We start from the raw sequence: 17,010 nt of genomic DNA, 5'->3' as shown, positions 1-17,010 counted from the left end.
CTCCTTGATCAAGATGCGCGGGATTATGCCAGACCCTCCCACGCAAACTCCACAGACGCCGTGCGGCCATCCTCCGACCAGCGACACCGGTCGCTGAGTTGACGCACCAGACTCAGACCTCGCCCGGACAATTGATCGACCGCAGGCGGCAATGCCAGCACATGCTCGGCATCGAAACCATGGCCACTGTCGTGCACCTCGACGGTCAGGCGTCCACCCTGCCCCATCGGGATTACCTGGAAATTAAAGCGGATGAACCCGTCTTCCAGGTTGTCCAGCCGCTCACCTCGCTGCTGATAGTACAGCGCAAACCCTTCGGCGTTCTGCTTGAGCGCCGAATCCAGCCCCAGCACCCCGTGTTCCAAGGCATTGCTGTACAGCTCGGCCAGCACGATGTAGAGCTCGCTGCTCTGCTGGCGCAGGCCATGAACCTCCTGCAACAGCTGCAATAGATAGGGCAACGGATTGAAGCGTTTGAGCGTCGAGGCGCGGAATTCGAAACTCGCGGACCAGTCGAGCGGGCTGGAATCGCCGCTGTCGGTGTAGATGACCGACGGCGGGCCGAGGGATTCCGGCTCGGTGAAGCCCACTTCCAGCATGCTGACGTCATCCCGCACCTGCCCGCGAAACCGCGCCAACGCCCATTGCACCTCTTCGATCAGCATCGCCGGGTTGCGGTTGGTCACGAATACGTTCTGCAAACGCCGGGCGCCGAACATCTCGCCTGTTTCGTCAGTGCTGTCCACCACGCCGTCGGACAGCAGGAACACCCGATCACCGGGGCCGAAGGGGTAGACCTGGGTGTTGTCATCGAACGTGCCGGCACTCAACACGCCTAGCGGCAAGTGGGCCGACACCAGCGGCGTGTGCGGGCGACCGTCGCCATGCAGGAGGTAACCGTCCGGCAAACCACCATTCCACACCTCGACCAGGTGCTGCTTGAAGTTGACGCACAGCAGCGCGGCGCAGCAGAACATGTCCACGGGCAGGATACGCTTGAGCTTGGCGTTCATCTCGCGCAGGGTTTCCGGCAGACCGTACCCCTTGGCCGTCATGCCATAGAACACCTCCGCCAGCGGCATCGCGCCCACTGCCGCAGGCAGGCCATGGCCGGTGAAATCGCCGAGCAGCACGTGCATGTTGCCCGACGGCGCCCAGGCCGCCAGCAGCAAATCGCCGTTGAACAGCGCGTAAGGCGATTGCAGGTAGCGGATGTTCGGCGCGCTCAGGCAACCGGAGTGGGCGATCTGATCGAACACCGCCTTGGCGACGCGCTGTTCATTGAGCAGATATTTGTGGTGCCGGGCAATCAGGTCGCGTTGTTGCAGGACCGTTTCCTGCAACAGCCGCAGGCGGTTCATGGCGTTGATCTTCGCCGCCAGCACCACCTGGTTATAGGGTTTGGCGACGAAGTCATCACCGCCAGCGTCGAGACAGCGCGCCAGGCCTTCGCCTTCGGTCATGGAGGTGAGGAAGATGATCGGCACCAGCGATTCGCCCGCCAGCTCTTTGATACGACGAGCAGCCTCGAAACCGTCCATCACGGGCATCAGGGCGTCCATCAAGATTAGTTGCGGGCGGCGCTGTTCGAACATCGCCACCGCTTCGGCCCCATCGCACGCGCTCAGCGCCTCATGGCCCTGACGGCTGATGATCGCCGAGAGCAGCATGCGGTCGCTGGCATTGTCATCGGCGATGAGGATCGTCAGGCGCTCGGGTGGCGCGGAACCCACCATCAGCCGATGCGGAAGAGTTTGGAGAAGTTGGAGATGGCGAGGATTTTCTGAACGTCGTTGCTGCAGTTTTCCAGCCGCACATCGGAGCGATCGCCACCGGCGTGGTCGCGCAACAACAGCAACATGCCCAAGGCCGAGCTGTCGAGGTAGTTGGTTTCCTTGAGGTCGACCACGTACCGTTTGGCCTTGTTTTCCTTTTCGTAGGCACCACGGAAGTCCTGGTGCGTCGAGAAGTCAAAGCGTCCCTTGATCTTGATGGTCAGTTGCTGCTCGTCTGCAGAACGATCGGAAGTTACTGACATGACAAATCCCTTATGTGAAACGGTGTCAGACGGGTGAAGTTTTAGCATTGGTTGTGCGGCGCGGCAAATGGAGTTTGCTGTGGGTTCTGCCTGGGGGCAGAAGATTTCGCCTCCGGCGAGTTACTTGGAAAAGCACCCCAAGTAACCAAGGGTGCCTGCTCCTGGTTTGGCCTGCACCCAAGTCGCGTTCTGCGGTGTCTGATCCTCCGTGTTCGAAGAGCAACGGCATCTGGCTGGAGCTAACGCTCTTCGCGGTTGTGGGTATTCGCTCTTTATCTGTTGCACCGCAAATCCCACTGTGGGAGCGAATTCATTCGCGAATGGCCGGTACAGACAATACATCTCCATCGCCTGATCTATTTTTCGCGAATGAATTCGCTGCCACAGTTTGAAGATGTGCACGGAATGAAGCCTCGAACAGCCATACACCGCGAGGAGCGTTAGCTCCAGCAAGCGGCTCTTGATCTTCAATTGCGACAGTCCAGACACCGCAGAACGCGACTTGGGTGCAGGCTGAACGCAGGCGACGCGGAGTGGGTCGAGCGGCATGGATGCCGCGAGAGCCGCGCTGGGCCATGGATGGCCCTTCGCGGCGAACCCACGGAGCGTCGCCGAAGTGAGGGAACCCGACGAAGGAGGGCCAAACCAGGAGCAGATGGTTTTGGTTACTTTTCCCGAAAGAAAAGTGACCCGCTGTAAGAGCGGAACCAATATCAGCAACACCCGAAGAAACGGATATGCACCTGAAACCCAACGCCCCCTAAAATTGCTGATCAACCCGGGGCAACCGCTGCGACAACTCATCCAGCAGTTTCTGCTCGCGCTTATCTTCCAGCGCCCTCGCCTCGTCGATGTACCGCTGCACCAGCTTGCGCAATCCCTCGACCCGGGCATACGCCTTCTGCCATTCACCCCGGGCTTTGTTCAGGTTGTTCTGGTGCCAGTTCAGACTCTGCCGCTGTTGACTCACCGCCGTCTCAAGCTGGTTGAGAAAGCGCTGGTAATTCATCAGCCACTGGCCGGACACGCCATGGGCGCCTTTGTCGATCCATTGCTGTTGATAGTCGGAGCGAAACTTCTCCAGCTCGCCGAGTTTGCTCTCGGCCAGCCGAACCTGTCCTTGAAAATGCCCCAGACGCTGAACGGCGGTCTTTTCGGCCTTTTCGGCCATGTCCACCACCGGCGCCAGTCGGGCGGCGCGACTCTGGGCCATGGGCTATCAGCCCCCGGCCTGAGGATTGAAGATCCTCGCCAGCTGCGCTTCGCTGCTCTCCATGCTCTCGTTGTCGTGCAGCCCTTGACGCAGATAACGCACGAGTTGCGGCTGCAGATTGATCGCCGTGTCCGTTTCGCGGTCACCCCCGGCGACGTAGGCACCGACGCTGATCAAGTCACGGCTCTGCTGGTAGCGTGACCACAATTGCTTGAAGTACTGGGCCTGAACCATGTGCTCGGGCGAGACCACGGACGGCATGACCCGGCTGATGGACGCTTCGATGTCGATGGCCGGGTAATGCCCCTCTTCCGCCAGGCGCCGCGACAGCACGATGTGGCCGTCGAGCACGCCCCGCGCCGAGTCGGCAATCGGGTCCTGTTGGTCGTCGCCTTCGGACAAAACGGTGTAGAACGCGGTGATCGAACCGCCGCCCTTCTCCGCGTTACCGGCGCGCTCCACCAGCTTCGGCAGTTTGGCGAACACTGAGGGCGGATAGCCTTTGGTTGCGGGCGGTTCGCCGATGGCCAGGGCGATTTCCCGCTGGGCCTGGGCGAAACGGGTCAGGGAGTCCATCAGCAACAGGACGTTCTTGCCCTTGTCGCGGAAATATTCGGCGATCCGCGTGCAATACATCGCCGCCCGCAGACGCATCAGGGGCGCGTCGTCTGCAGGGGATGCGACGACTACAGAACGCTTGAGGCCTTCTTCGCCGAGGATGTGTTCGATGAATTCCTTCACCTCGCGGCCCCGTTCACCGATCAGCCCGACGACGATGATGTCGGCCTCGGTGAAGCGGGTCATCATCCCCAGCAGCACGGATTTACCCACGCCGGTACCGGCGAACAGGCCCAGACGCTGGCCGCGACCCACCGTCAACAAACCGTTGATGCTGCGAATGCCAACATCCAGCGGCTGGCTGATGGGGTCGCGTTTGAGCGGGTTGATGGTCGGGCCGTCCAGCGGCACCCAGTCTTCGGCCTTCATGCCGCCCTTACCGTCCAGCGGACGACCGGCGCCATCGAGCACGCGACCGAGCATGGTCATGCCCATCGGCAAACGCCCGGTGTCAGGCAGCGGCACCACGCGGGCGCCCGGCGCAATGCCGGCGACGCTGCCCACGGGCATCAGGAAAACCTTGCCACCGGCAAAGCCCATGACTTCCGCTTCAACTTCCACCGGTTGATGGCTGTCGTCGTTGATCACCACGCAGCGGCTGCCCATCGCCGCACGCAGACCTTCCGCCTCAAGCGTCAGGCCCACCATGCGCAGCAGGCGGCCTTCGACCACGGGCTGGACGGGCAAGCTGATGGCGTCAGGGTAGGCGCTCAGGCGTTTGCCGAAGCTGGTGCGCTCAAGACGCATCGGACGCGTCCGCGTTTTTCTGCATCAGGTCTTCGGCGCTTTTGATCGCGGCTTCCAGATCGACACTCACGTCCGGCACCGTCGGGTGCAGCGCCTGTTCGTGCAGCTGGTCGAACATCTTGGCGATGGCCACGCTCAAGCGTGTCTCGATAGTCGCGTCGATGCGGCTGTGTTCGGTTTCGACCCGGCACCCGCCCGGCTGCAAGGTGTCGTCTTCGAGAATGCGCCAGTTTTCTTCATGACGCTCACGCAGCGCCTTGACCTGGGCGAAGTCCTGGGAGTTGACCAGAATGCGCACGTTGGTGGCGCCCATGGGCAACAGCCGCAGGGCGTCCTGAAGCACTTTGCCGATCTGGCTGGAATCGGTTTTCAGCTCGCGCTGAATGACCTGCCGGGCGAGGTGCTCGACCAACTGGATCATGGATTTTTCAATCTGCGCATCCTGCTCGGCGATGGGCTCGAGCAGGTGCGTCATCAGGGTTTCGAGGCTTTCCAACTTGGCCGCCAAAGCCACTTCGGCCTCCTGGCGAACCTTGAGCTGGGTGCTGTGGAAACCCTCTTTCTCGCCAATGGCGAAACCTTCGTTGTAGGCGTCCTGACGGATGCTTTCCAGCTCTTCCAGGGTCAGTGGCTGGACTTCCTCCAGCGGCACTTCTTCGCTTTCCTGAGGCTCCGGCTCGACGACCGGTTCCGGCTCCGGCGCTTCCACATGAGGATCGAAGCTGGGCAATGTCCAGACATCGATCCCACGCAGATCCTTGGCGCGGATAAGCTCGCTGGGTGCTTCTTTATCGGAGCTGAACATCGACTGCACCTACTGTTAAATCATTTCCTCGCCACCTTTGCCGCCGAGAACGATCTCCCCGGCCTCCGCCATACGACGGGCAATGGTGAGGATTTCTTTCTGTGCCGCTTCCACGTCGCTGACACGAACCGGGCCTTTGGCTTCCAGGTCGTCGCGCAACAGCTCGGCAGCACGTTTGGACATGTTCTTGAAAATCTTTTCTTTGATGGCGTCGTCCGAACCCTTGAGGGCCAGCACCAGCACATCGGAAGAGACTTCGCGCAACAGGGCCTGAATGCCACGGTCGTCGACGTCGGACAGGTTGTTGAAGACGAACATGAGGTCTTCGATCTGCGTCGACAGGTCTTCATCCACTTCGCGGATGGAGTCCATGAGCTGGCCTTCGATCGAGCTGTCGAGGAAGTTCATGATGTCCGCTGCACGCTTGATACCGCCCAAGGTGGTACGCGACGTGTTGGCGTTGCCCGAGAACTGCTTCTCAAGAATCTGGTTCAGCTCTTTCAGGGCCGCCGGCTGTACGGTGTTCAACGACGATACGCGCAGGATGATGTCCAGACGCACCTTGTGGTCGAAATGGCTCAGCACTTCACCGGCCTGGTCGGCGTCGAGGTACGCGACGACGATGGCCTGAATCTGCGGGTGCTCGTAGCGAATGACGTCGGCGACGGCGCGCGGCTCCATCCACTTGAGGCTGTCCAGGCCGCTGGTGTTGCCGCCCAGCAGGATGCGGTCGATCAGGCCGTTGGCCTTGTCTTCGCCCAGCGCCTGCGTCAGCATTTTACGAATATAGCCGTCGGAGCCGATGCCCACGCCGGTCTGGTCGCCGATGACGTCGACGAACTCGCTCATCACCTGCTCGACCTGCTCGCGGTGCACGTTGCGCATCTGCGCCATGGCCACGCCCACACGCTGAACCTCTTTAGGGCCCATGTGGCGCAACACTTGAGCGGCGTCCGTCTCACCGAGGGTGAGGAGCAGGATCGCAGCCTTATCGACACGGGTCATTTTGACCGCAGCAGCACGACTATCACTCATCTGTGTTAATCCACTCTTTTACGACCTGAGCCACCCGAGCCGGGTCTTCAGCCACCAGGCTCTTGATTGCGTTGAGCTGCGCGTCATAACCCTCGGTCGGGCTCGGCAGCAGGATACTTTGCGGGCCACCCAGGCTCACGCGGTCGTTGGCCAGCTCACCGTCCAGACCGACCATGCCGCCCAGTTCCACGTCCCCGTCAGCATGCTTGCCCTTCGGATTGGTGATGTTGTTCAGCACCGGACGCAGCACGCCGAACACCAGCACCAGGATGAAGATCACGCCCATCGCCTGCTTGACGATGTCCCAGAACCACGGCTGCTGATAGAACGCGATGTCAGGAATCACTTCGCCACGGTCGGTGGAGAACGGCACGTTGATCACGCTCACGCTGTCGCCACGGGCTGCGTCAAAGCCGACGGCGTCCTGCACCAGACGGGTGAAGCGCGCCAATTGATCGGCGGTCCACGGCACCATGGTGGTTTCGCCGTTGGCCGGGTTGAGCTTGACCTGATCGTCCACCACGACAGCGACAGAGAGGCGATTGATCTTGCCCTGCTGTTGTTTGGTGTGGCTGATGGAGCGGTCCAGCTCGAAGTTCTTGGTCGACTGATTACGCTTGTCGGCCGGGTACGGCGCGAGCATCGGCTGACCGGTGGCCGGGTCCATGATCTGCTGACCATTGGCGTCCAACAACGGTTGGCCCGGGGCGATCGGACCGGCAGCGCCTGCGGCACCGGCGGTGGCGTTCTGTGGCGCAGTGGCCGGGCCCGGTGGCTGGTTGCTCAAGGCACCCGGCACGCCTTGCGGACCGCTGCCGCTGGAGCGTTGTTCGGTGGTGGTCTGCTCGCTGCGCAATGCAGGTTGGTCAGGGTTGAAGCTCTCGGCAGTGGACTCGACCGCGCTGAAATCAACGTCGGCCGACACTTCTGCTTTGTAGCGGTCATTGCCCAGCACTGGCTGCAGGATGTTCTGGACACGCTGAGTCAGCATGGTTTCCATGCGACGGGTGTAGTCGAATTGCTTGCCCGCCATGGTCAGTTCCGAGTTCTCACCCAGGTCCGACAGCAGGTTGCCTTTTTGGTCGACGACGGTGACCTGAGACTTGGTCAGCTCGGGAACACTGGTCGCCACCAGATTGACGATGGCAGCCACTTGGCCTGGTTCGAGGCTGCGGCCAGCGTACATTTCAACCAGCACCGAAGCGGTCGGCTTGCGGTCGTCACGGACGAACACCGAGCTTTTCGGAATCGCCAAGTGAACGCGAGCGGCCTTGATGTTGTTCAGGCTGGAAATGGTGCGCGCCAGTTCGCCTTCCAGGCCACGACGATAACGGGTGGCTTCCATGAACTGGCTGGTGCCGAGGCCTTGATCCTTGTCGAGAATCTCGAAGCCGACGTTGCCATCGGTCTGCGCGATACCGGCACCGGCCAGCTTGATGCGGGCACGGGACAGGTCGTCGGACTTGACCAGCAAGGCACCGGAGTTCGGCTCAACGGTGTACGGAATGTCAGCCTGGGCCAGCGTGTCCATCACCTGCTTGGTGTCCATGCCCGACAGACTGCCGTAAAGCGGCTTGTAGTCTGGCTGTTGCGACCAAAGCACGACGGCAAAACCAATCGCCACGCTGGCGGCCAGACCGACCATGAGGCCGACCTGACGCAGCATGGTCATCTCGGAAAGATTTTGCAGGAACGCCAGCCCGAACACCGGGGGCTTGCTTCCTGTCGCACCCGCTTTTGCAGGTACGTTATCGGCGACGGCTTCAGCCATGACTTAAATCGTCCTCAAACCGGCATTTGCATGATGTCTTGGTACGCCTGAACCAGCTTGTTGCGTACCTGGGTCAGCGCTTGAAACGAAACGCTGGCTTTCTGCGAGGAAATCATCACATCGGTGAGGTCCACGCCGCTCTTGCCCATCTCGAATGCGGTCGACAATTGGTTCGACGCTTGCTGAGTGTCGTTGACCTTGTTAACCGCCATGCCGAGCATGTCGGAAAAACTGGTCCCACTGGCCATTTCCGGGGCTTCGATGCCCTTCGGCTTGGCCATGGCGTCCATCTGCATGGAGCGCATGTCCAACATCAAGCGATTAAATTCAACACCTTGGCTCATGGACTTCTCTCTCAAAGGGGCCGCAAATTTTTGACACCGATTCAGCGGTTACCCATGTAGTAGCAACAACGGTGCCAGACCAATGGCGGCACTGTGCCAGCTTTTCATGAAAGTATTGGGGTGGTTACACAAGCGCTAAATGACCGCGCAAAACGGTGGGAGCCTAATGGCTGCGGGCGGCGTTCCGACGAATACGATGTGTCAGTCAACAGTAAGGTGTCTGACACTCAGCATTCGTCGGAACGCCGCCCGCAGCAAGCCGGCTCCCGCAGATTGAGCGTTCGATAGTTGTGTGTTCAGGACGCGAACAGATACCCCTCGACGTCCATCCCCGCATCCCTCATCTGCGCAAGCTTGTAGCGCAATGTACGCGGGCTGATACCCAGGCGTTCGGCGGCCTCCTTGCGGCGGCCGCGCTCGGCGCGCAGGGTGTCGATGATCATCTGGAACTCGCGGCGACGCAGGTCTTCACCCAGCGCCCCGGCCAATTCGCCGCCGATTGCATCCGACGACGATTCCGTGACACTGGGCATTGTCGGCAGCGGCGGCAGAACCTGAAGCACCGGCGCAGACGGAATCACCGACGCGAAGCTGATCGGGCCTGCGAGGCAGAAGTCCTCAGCCTGAATCACTCCGCCCTGCTGCAGAATCAACGCACGCTGCACGGCGTTGTCCAGCTCGCGAACATTGCCTGGCCAGCTGTAACCGACCAGGCACTTCTGGGCCTCGGCCGATAAACGCACCGGCGCGTGCTTCATTTTATTGACGTGCTTGGCCAGCAGACGCTCAGCCAACGGCAGAATATCGCCAGGACGCTGACGCAGCGGCTGCCACGCCAGTGGAAACACCGACAGGCGATAGAACAGGTCTTCACGGAAACGCCCCGCCGCCACTTCGCCCGCCAGATCGCGGTTGGTGGTGGCGAGCACGCGGATGTCCAGTTCGATGGGCTTGCGCGCACCGACGCGCTCCACTTCGCGTTCCTGCAAAACCCGCAGCAGCTTGGCCTGCAAGCCCATGGGCATCTCGGAAATCTCGTCGAGCAGAATCGTGCCGCCATCGGCTTGTTCGAATTTGCCCGCCTGGGCCGCGATGGCGCCGGTAAAGGAGCCCTTCTCGTGGCCAAACAGCGTGGCCTCCAGCATGTTGTCCGGAATGGCGGCGCAGTTGATGGCGATGAACGGCTTGCCCGCCCGGGGCGACTGCTGGTGAATGAAACGCGCCAACACTTCCTTGCCGGTCCCGGACTCGCCGGAAATGAGCACGGTGGAATCACTCTTCGCCACGCGGCTCGCCAGGTTCAGCAATTGCGCACTGGCAGGCTCGACGGCAATCGGCCCCTCGCCATCGGCAGGCCCCAGACGGCCCAGCGCGTGGCGAGCGACCAGCGCCAGCAAGGCCTTTGGCTCAAACGGCTTGACCAGGTAATCGGCGGCGCCTTGACGCATCGCTTCAACGGCCCGATCCACTGCGCCATGGGCGGTCATCAGCAGCACCGGCAGTTGCGGGTAACGGCTGCGCAACTGAGCGAGCAACTGGTGGCCGTCCATGCCGGGCATGTTGACGTCGCTGATCACCAGACTGAACGAACGCTCGGCCGCCGCCAGCAAGGCGTCTTCCGCCGAACCGACGGCATGGAAATCGTGACCGGCGAGCTCCAGGGTTTCGCCCAGAGCTTCGCGGAGCGAATGATCGTCCTCGACCAGCAATACGTTGATCGTCATGAGTCGTTACCTGTGGCGCTGACCCCCTGAATCAGCGGCAGAGAAACGATGGCACAGGTGCCGCGACCCGGACGCGAACGGAATTGCACCTGTCCCTGGTGAGCGCGGGCGACCGCCGTGACCACCGCCAGCCCCAGCCCAGTGCCCGTGGTCTTGGTGGTGAAGAACGGCTCGCCGATCCGCGCCAACGCAGCGGCGTCGATGCCACTGCCGTTGTCGCTGATGCACAGCCGCAGCGTGTTGCCCCGGTTGTACGCATGAATTTTGACGCGCGCGCCCGGACCACTGGCCTGCACGGCGTTTTCGACGAGGTTGAGCAGCGCCCCGACGAGGGTGTCACGGTTGCACAGCAATTCGCCGCCAGCGCTGTTGCACTGCCAACGCACAGAAACGTCACGCACGTGAGTCTGGGCCGCTGACTCCAGCGCCTCGACCAAGGCTTGCGGCGCCAAGCGGTCGGTCAGCGGCAGTTCGCCACGGGCGAACACCAGCATGTCACGCACCTGATGCTCCAGCTCATGCAGGCGCTCTTTCAAGCGCCCCGCGAAACGCTGCTGGGTTTCGACGTTCAGGACCTGCTCGGTCAAATGACTGGCGTAAATCATCGCCGCAGAAAGCGGCGTGCGAATCTGATGGGCCAGCGACGCGACCATTCGACCCAGCGATGAAAGGCGTTCGTGGCGCGCCAACTGGCTTTGCAGGTGGCGGGTTTCAGTCAGGTCGTTGAGCAAGACCAACTGACCTGGCTCGGCGTCCAGCGAACGGGTGGCGATGGACAGGCGACGGCCATCTTTCAAGGAGATTTCGTGACCGTCGTCCTCGCGAGGCGCGAAGCAACGGGCGATGACGTGACGCCAGAGCATGCCGATCAGCGGTTCGCCCAGCAAATCGATCGCCGCCGGGTTGGCCTCGCGCACGGTACCAGTGCCATCGATGACGATAACGCCACCGGGCAGGAGGTCCAGCAGGTGTTGAAGGCGGTTCGCCAGACGCTCTTTCTCCGCCAGCTCCTCCATGCGCTGGGCACTGACCACCGCCAATTCACCCTTGAGTTCGGTGACCCGCGCTTCCAGCAGGCTGTAGGAATCGGTCAGTTGCACCGACATCTGGTTGAACAGGGCGAACGCCTGCTCCAAACCCTGTCGACTTTCCACTTCCGGGGACGGCTGCACTTGCGAACCTGGCAAGACGGGTTCGGAAGACATCTGAGCGGCCTGGGGCATAGTTGATCTCTCAGTGGCGAACCGTCAGTAAACGGTATGTTGCGAGAGACTTAGCAATCCTCGTGCCGAAAAAAAACCGCTGAAAAATCAGCGGTCTTTTTGGAGGGCGTCAATCGAGCGTCAGTCGTCGAGCTGATCATCGCCTTCGCGACGGCTCATTCCGTACTTGCGCATTTTCTCCACCAGCGTGGTGCGGCGGATGCGCAGACGTTCGGCGGCACGGGCCACAATGCCGTTGGCGTCGTCGAGCGCCTGCTGGATCAGGCCCTGTTCCAGACCACCGAGGTAGTCTTTCAGGTCCAGGCCTTCCGGCGGCAGCATCGCGCTGTTGGCGAAGTTCGGCGTATGCCCGTTGATGGCCACGCGCTCTTCGAGGTCGCTGCGCAGACTGTCCACCAACTGCTCGTCTTCGTCGTCGACGTAGCGGAATTTCTTCGGCAGCTCAGCCACACCGATCACACCGTACGGGTGCATGATCGCCATGCGCTCCACCAGGTTGGCCAGCTCGCGAACGTTGCCCGGCCAGCCGTGGCGACACAGCGACATGATCGCCGCCGAATTGAAACGGATGGACCCACGCTTTTCGTGCTCCATGCGCGAGATCAGCTCGTTCATCAGCAGCGGGATGTCTTCCACACGCTCACGCAACGGCGCCATCTCGATCGGGAACACGTTGAGGCGGTAGTACAAGTCTTCGCGGAAGCCACCGGTCTCGATCATGTCTTCGAGGTTCTTGTGGGTCGCCGCAATGATGCGCACATCGACGCTCTGGGTCTTGTTGCTGCCCACGCGCTCGAAGGTACGTTCCTGCAACACACGCAGCAGCTTGACCTGCATCGGCAGCGGCATGTCACCGATTTCATCGAGGAACAGCGTGCCACCATTGGCCAGTTCGAAGCGTCCTGCCCGGCTGGTGATCGCACCGGTGAACGCGCCTTTCTCATGCCCGAACAGTTCGCTTTCCAGCAGTTCGGCAGGGATGGCGCCACAGTTCACGGGCACGAACGGCGCGTCACGGCGTTTGGAATGGTAATGGAGGTTACGCGCGACCACTTCCTTGCCGGTGCCGGATTCGCCAAGGATCAGCACGCTGGCGTCGGTGTCGGCCACTTGCTGCATCATCTGGCGCACGTGCTGGATCGCACGGCTGGTGCCAACAAGGCTGCGGAACAGATTGGGTTCGCGTTGACGGCCACGCTCACGGGCCTGGTCATACATCTCGCGATACACCTGAGCGCGGTGCAGGGAATCCAGCAGCTTGCTGTAGCTCGGCGGCATTTCGACGGTGGACAACACGCGTCGACGCAGGTCTTCGGCCAGGTCAGCCGAAGAATTTTCGCCCATCAGCAAAACAGGAAGGAACTCATCCCATGCCGCGACGGTCTTAAGCAGCCCTTGAAGACTGCCAGGGGCATTTACGGTGCCGACCAATACGCACAGGACTTCCCGAGTGGACGTCAAAGAACCCACGACTTGCTGCCAGTCGGTACTGGAGCAGGACAGGTTCTCGTCGCCGAGAAAATTCAGAATCACCGCCATGTCACGGCGGCGCTGGCTATCGTCATCGATCAGCAGAATCTTGATTTCACGCCACATGCAATAGCAACTTCCCTAGTCAACTCGATGCCCATTCAGGGGCAAGCTTGGCCTGTGTATGGTCCGCAGAGACGTTTACAACAGCCAGAAATTAGTGAACATCACTAGTTAAGTCAAAAAACCGTACACAGTCAATTTTATGGCGCACATATTTTTTCGATCAACCCAGCGTCAACCGAACAGATGGTAAACCTTTGCCGCAGATTTCGCTCGCTGGATCTGCGACATTTCATCGACAATCGCTTGGCGTTCGCCCACAGCGATATCTATCAACTGCCGATAGACCCCCAACAACTCTTCCAGATTGCTGCGCAAGTCAGGCTCATCGTCATTCGCCTCACGAATCACGTCGTCGACACAGGCACGGCAGGCCAGGTCGAGCTTGCCAATCGTCTCCCAGTCGCGTTCGGCGAGGGCATCGACCAAGGCTTCGCGGGTTTCTTCGATTCGCTTGAGTGCAGCGCTCATGGTCGTCTCCTTCACAGCGCGGGTTGCTGATCGCCGATACCGTCCCAACCTTCCTTGACGGTGGTCAGCAAATCGCTGACTTCATCGAGGATTTTCGGGCTGGTCTTGATGTTGGCTTCGGCCAGACGCTTCATCATGTACACATACAGGTTGTCGACGTGAGCCAGGGCTTCAGCCTGCTTCTCCATGTCCAACCCCTCACGCAGACCACCGATAACCTCGATGGCTTTGCCAATCAATACGCCTTTGGCCGCAATGTCTTTACGCTCGATGGCACCTTTGGCCTGAGCGATGCGGTCCAGGCCGGCTTCCATGAGCATTTGTACCAGACGGTGCGGCGTGGCCACGGCGGTCTGCGCCTGTGAATTAACCTTCTGATACTGCCGAAGGGCTGCCATACGGTTCATGTTTTCTTACCTCGCACAACTCGAAGTTCGTATATTCAATGTATCGACACGGCCTTGGGAAACTTTAAGGCCAGATGCCAAAAACCCGGCACTTGGGCCGGGTCATGGTTTAGAGCGCTAAGGATCAGCCTTTCGACGCGTTCAAAGAGTCGAAGAACGAGGTGATGCTCGTCGCCGACGCCTTCAACTGTCCGACCAGCAAGTCCATCGCGTTGTATTTCGCAGTGAGTGTAGCGGTCAGCGTGGTCACACGCAGGTCCAGTGCCGCCTGCTGATCCTGCAAGTCGCTCTGCTGCTTGTTCAGGCTGGTGGTCCGAGTGGCGAAAATACCGCCAGTCTGGGTGTATGGCGTGATGGCGGTGTTCATGCGCGCGATCAGGCCGTTGCTGCCGTCACCGGTCCCGCTGAACAGTGTCTGCACATCGCCCGCCAGACCTTTGCTCATGGCCGCATCGAACTTGGTGCTGTCCAGCGAAAGCGTACCGTCTGCCTGGGCCGTGGTGATGCCGAGCTGCGAAAGCACCGACAGGTCGCCGCCCGCGCCCGTGGTGACCAGCTCGTTGCGCAGTGCCGACAGAATGGAGCGCGGCATCGAGTCGCCGGTCAGGGCCGCAGGGGTCACGGTCGCGCCGGTGGTGGGGTCAGGCGTGGCGCTGACCGTGGCCTTGGTGACCGTGCTGACGGCTTTGACGACCGAGTTGTAGGAATCGACGAACGCTTGCAGCGACGCCTTGAGCCCGTCGGTGTTGGTGGCGACCGTCACGGTCACCGGCGTCGTCGATTTGTCACTGCCCGGCAGCAACGTCAGCGACACACCACCGAGGTTCTTATCGATGGTGTTGCTTTTGCTGGTGAAGTTAAAGCCGTCGATGGTGACGTCAGCATCGATCGGCTGGGCACCGATGTAACCGGCGGAAGACGCCGAGGTCGTGTCGACAGGAACACCCGCGTCGATCTGAAGGCCTGTGATATCACTGGTGGTAGTGATATCAGAGCCGGCACCTGTAGCGGTAGAGCCAAACACCAACCGGGAACCATTGGTATCGGTGATGATGTTGGCGCTGATACCCGTGGTTTTGGTATCAGCATTGATCTGTTTGGCAACGGAAGCCAATGTGTCGCCATCGGCAATCGTGTAAGTCTTGCCAATGCCATTCTGACTGACGGTCAGCGACCCCCCAGTCGGAATAGCACTGCTCTTGGCGTCACCGGCGAACGCCGCCGTTGCGACGCTGGAACTGGTTGCAACTTTGTTCACGACAACCGTGTGGGTGCCAGGCACGGCAGAGTTGTCGGAGGTTACGCTCACCTTGGTGGCGTCCGACGAAGTCGCCGCATAGCCTGCGAATTGCAGTTTGCTGGTGGTGCCGGTTGGAGGCTTGAGCAATGTCTGAAACGCCGACAACGCCGATTGCAGCGTGCCGATGCCGGAAAGTTTGGTCGTGACCAGTTTGGTCTGGGTGGTGATCTGCGTTTGCTTCGCGAGCTTGTCAGAGTTGACCAGTGCGGTAACGATATCGCCAATCGCCAGGCCAGATCCCAGGCCGGTTGATGGGGTAATTGGACTCGCCATGTGTGTCTCCTTTCAGGTTGAGTCGGTCTTTTGACTAATCACAGCTCAAAACAACCGCGTACACGTTTCATGCCACTCAGACTTTAGCGTCGAACAACAGGCTATGAGCGTTCTGAAGGCTGTCAGCGATTTTCAGTGCTTCGGCGGACGGCAACTGCCGCACCACTTCACCCGTTTCGCTGGCAATGACTTTCACAACGACCTTACCGGATGCCTCATCAATGGAGAATTCCAGATTACGCCGAACCGACTGAACGAACTTTTCGATCTGATCGACGGCGGCCTTCAAGGCTTGATCACCTTTGTCGGAGTTTGAGTCTTTACTTTTGTTCGTGTCCGTATCAGAAGCCGACACGGGAACGGGAGCAGGAATAACCGGAGGAGATACCGGGGTCTTATCCGTGACCAATGGCGTCGTCTGCACAGCAGCATAAGACAGATTCAGCCGCGTACTTATGTCCATGTCTACTCACCTCTCAAAAGTAAAAAGCGGGAGAGTACGCAAGCACACTCCCCCGCCAAAACTCATTCCGATATTACTGAAGCAGTTTCAGTACAGCGGAAGGCAGTTGGTTAGCCTGGGCCAGAACAGCGGTGGAAGCTTGTTGCAGAGTTTGCTGTTTGGTCAGGTTAGCGGTTTCAGCTGCGAAGTCGGTGTCTTGAATACGGCCCAGTGCAGCGGTGGCGTTTTCGTTGACGTTTTGCAGGTTGGAAATGGTGCTGGTCAGACGGTTTTGCGAAGCACCGAGAGCAGCACGGGTGGAGTTGATCGAGGCCAGAGCCGCGTCGATCGAAGTGATCGCCTTGTCAATGTTGCCCGAAGCAGTGGAGCTGGTACCGGAGATGGCAACCGAACCGCTGGCAACCGACAGGGAAGTGGCGTCGAACTTGCCGGTCAGGGTCAGGGTGATCTGGTTAGCCGAACCTACGTCCGAACCCACTTGCAGAGTCATGCTGCCGGCGGAGCCGTCGAGCAGGTTCTTGCCGTTGAGGTTGGTCGAAGCCGAGATACGGGTCAGTTCGTCCGACATCTGAGCGAATTCAGCGTTCAGAGCGGTACGGTCAGCCGAGCCGTTGGTGTCGTTTCGCGACTGAACAGCCAGTTCACGCATACGTTGCAGAATGTTGGTCGATTCTTGCAGAGCGCCTTCAGCGGTCTGAGCCATCGAGATACCGTCGTTGGCGTTCTTGATTGCTACGGTCTGACCACGGATTTGCGAAGTTTCGCGAGTAGCGATCTGCAGGCCGGCGGCGTCGTCTTTGGCGCTGTTGATTTTCAGGCCGGAAGACAGGCGCTGCATGGAAGTTGCCAGAGCGTCGGAAGCTTTACCAAGGTTCTTCTGAACGGAGAGGGAAGCTACGTTAGTGTTTACGCCTAAAGCCATGATGAATTCCTCGTTGGTTGGGTACTGCGGCTTTCCGGCCCTGGCAAGCGCCGGGTGTGGCCT

At 60.3% G+C, this 17,010-nt stretch carries 16 protein-coding genes; all 16 read right to left on the bottom strand.

Features of this window, described 5'->3' with window-relative positions:
- Positions 1 to 23 precede the first annotated feature (23 nt).
- Positions 24 to 1,736: a SpoIIE family protein phosphatase gene (locus ACIQAL_RS27975; protein ID WP_401151173.1), complete on the bottom strand. Its 1,713-nt coding sequence runs from the start codon at positions 1,734 to 1,736 to the stop codon at positions 24 to 26.
- Positions 1,736 to 2,038 carry an STAS domain-containing protein gene (locus ACIQAL_RS27970; RefSeq protein ID WP_166598688.1) on the bottom strand — a complete coding sequence of 101 codons (303 nt, stop codon included), beginning with the start codon at positions 2,036 to 2,038 and terminating at the stop codon, positions 1,736 to 1,738. Before ACIQAL_RS27970 ends, ACIQAL_RS27975 begins: the two co-directional genes overlap by 1 nt.
- A 760-nt stretch (positions 2,039 to 2,798) precedes the next feature.
- Entirely contained in the window at positions 2,799 to 3,251 is a 453-nt protein-coding gene (fliJ, locus tag ACIQAL_RS27965) for a flagellar export protein FliJ (RefSeq protein WP_401151170.1), read from the bottom strand.
- 6 nt (positions 3,252 to 3,257) lie between these two features.
- A complete protein-coding gene (fliI, locus tag ACIQAL_RS27960; RefSeq protein ID WP_341958963.1) occupies positions 3,258 to 4,616 on the bottom strand; it encodes a flagellar protein export ATPase FliI in 1,359 nt (452 codons plus the stop codon).
- Positions 4,606 to 5,421, bottom strand: coding sequence for a flagellar assembly protein FliH (fliH, locus tag ACIQAL_RS27955; RefSeq protein WP_401151166.1), 816 nt, complete (start codon positions 5,419 to 5,421; stop codon positions 4,606 to 4,608). The genes fliI and fliH overlap by 11 nt, the downstream gene beginning before the upstream one ends.
- 15 nt (positions 5,422 to 5,436) lie before the next feature.
- Entirely contained in the window at positions 5,437 to 6,456 is a 1,020-nt protein-coding gene (gene fliG / locus ACIQAL_RS27950; protein WP_074758780.1) for a flagellar motor switch protein FliG, read from the bottom strand.
- A complete protein-coding gene (gene fliF / locus ACIQAL_RS27945) occupies positions 6,449 to 8,227 on the bottom strand; it encodes a flagellar basal-body MS-ring/collar protein FliF (protein ID WP_401151162.1) in 1,779 nt (592 codons plus the stop codon). The genes fliG and fliF overlap by 8 nt, the downstream gene beginning before the upstream one ends.
- Before the next feature lie 14 nt (positions 8,228 to 8,241).
- Positions 8,242 to 8,571, bottom strand: coding sequence for a flagellar hook-basal body complex protein FliE (fliE, locus tag ACIQAL_RS27940; protein ID WP_296182560.1), 330 nt, complete (start codon positions 8,569 to 8,571; stop codon positions 8,242 to 8,244).
- A gap of 296 nt (positions 8,572 to 8,867) precedes the next feature.
- Complete coding sequence (locus ACIQAL_RS27935) at positions 8,868 to 10,295, bottom strand: sigma-54-dependent transcriptional regulator (RefSeq protein ID WP_401151158.1); 1,428 nt, start codon at positions 10,293 to 10,295, stop codon at positions 8,868 to 8,870.
- Positions 10,292 to 11,500 carry a sensor histidine kinase gene (locus ACIQAL_RS27930; RefSeq protein WP_401151155.1) on the bottom strand — a complete coding sequence of 403 codons (1,209 nt, stop codon included), beginning with the start codon at positions 11,498 to 11,500 and terminating at the stop codon, positions 10,292 to 10,294. The genes ACIQAL_RS27935 and ACIQAL_RS27930 overlap by 4 nt, the downstream gene beginning before the upstream one ends.
- A gap of 138 nt (positions 11,501 to 11,638) precedes the next feature.
- Positions 11,639 to 13,114 carry a sigma-54 dependent transcriptional regulator gene (locus ACIQAL_RS27925; RefSeq protein WP_401151153.1) on the bottom strand — a complete coding sequence of 492 codons (1,476 nt, stop codon included), beginning with the start codon at positions 13,112 to 13,114 and terminating at the stop codon, positions 11,639 to 11,641.
- Positions 13,115 to 13,285: 171 nt separating this feature from the next.
- Positions 13,286 to 13,582, bottom strand: a complete 297-nt coding sequence (fliT, locus tag ACIQAL_RS27920; RefSeq protein ID WP_166598000.1) for a flagellar protein FliT — start codon at positions 13,580 to 13,582, stop codon at positions 13,286 to 13,288.
- A gap of 11 nt (positions 13,583 to 13,593) precedes the next feature.
- Positions 13,594 to 13,989 (bottom strand): flagellar export chaperone FliS, encoded by a 396-nt coding sequence (fliS, locus tag ACIQAL_RS27915; RefSeq protein ID WP_166598001.1) that lies wholly within the window; start codon positions 13,987 to 13,989, stop codon positions 13,594 to 13,596.
- A 124-nt stretch (positions 13,990 to 14,113) separates the two neighbouring features.
- Positions 14,114 to 15,562: a flagellar filament capping protein FliD gene (gene fliD, locus ACIQAL_RS27910; RefSeq protein WP_401151149.1), complete on the bottom strand. Its 1,449-nt coding sequence runs from the start codon at positions 15,560 to 15,562 to the stop codon at positions 14,114 to 14,116.
- Between the two features lie 76 nt (positions 15,563 to 15,638).
- Positions 15,639 to 16,025: a flagellar protein FlaG gene (locus ACIQAL_RS27905; RefSeq protein WP_401151146.1), complete on the bottom strand. Its 387-nt coding sequence runs from the start codon at positions 16,023 to 16,025 to the stop codon at positions 15,639 to 15,641.
- A gap of 73 nt (positions 16,026 to 16,098) precedes the next feature.
- Complete coding sequence (locus ACIQAL_RS27900; protein ID WP_401151144.1) at positions 16,099 to 16,947, bottom strand: flagellin domain-containing protein; 849 nt, start codon at positions 16,945 to 16,947, stop codon at positions 16,099 to 16,101.
- Between the last annotated feature and the right edge of the window lie 63 nt (positions 16,948 to 17,010).

It is taken from the genome of Pseudomonas sp. NPDC088368, from assembly GCF_044753445.1.
GTDB lineage: Bacteria > Pseudomonadota > Gammaproteobacteria > Pseudomonadales > Pseudomonadaceae > Aquipseudomonas > Aquipseudomonas bambusae.
This window is presented reverse-complemented; position numbering and strand designations above follow the sequence as displayed.